The 275-nt window shown below is 47.6% G+C and carries 1 protein-coding gene; it reads left to right on the forward strand.

The features are described 5' to 3' along the window. Window positions 1-18: 18 nt before the first annotated feature. The coding region (locus NLF92_RS12890) for a hypothetical protein (protein ID WP_254102606.1) at window positions 19-275 on the forward strand (257 nt) is incomplete at its 3' end.

Genomic DNA, 275 nt, shown 5'->3' on the forward strand with positions numbered 1-275 from the left:
GTCGAAAGGAGGTGTGCTATGAGTACACCTTCTCACAACGCTAATAACAGTTCTGAAACCCACACTGACAAGCGCCAAACACGTGACCCGAGTCAACGCGAGACAGACATAGCTTCACAGCCGCACCTTTCAAAAATTGCAGGTATAGGCGCCTCGCTTGCACGCTTTGCGTTAAATAAGCCCGTTACCATCGGAATGCTGTTTTTGTCTATGTTGCTGTTCGGCATTGTATCTGGCCGCTTATTGCCTTTAGAGAAATTCCCTGGGATTGATAT

This window comes from Opacimonas viscosa (assembly GCF_024199005.1).
GTDB lineage: Bacteria > Pseudomonadota > Gammaproteobacteria > Enterobacterales > Alteromonadaceae > Opacimonas > Opacimonas viscosa.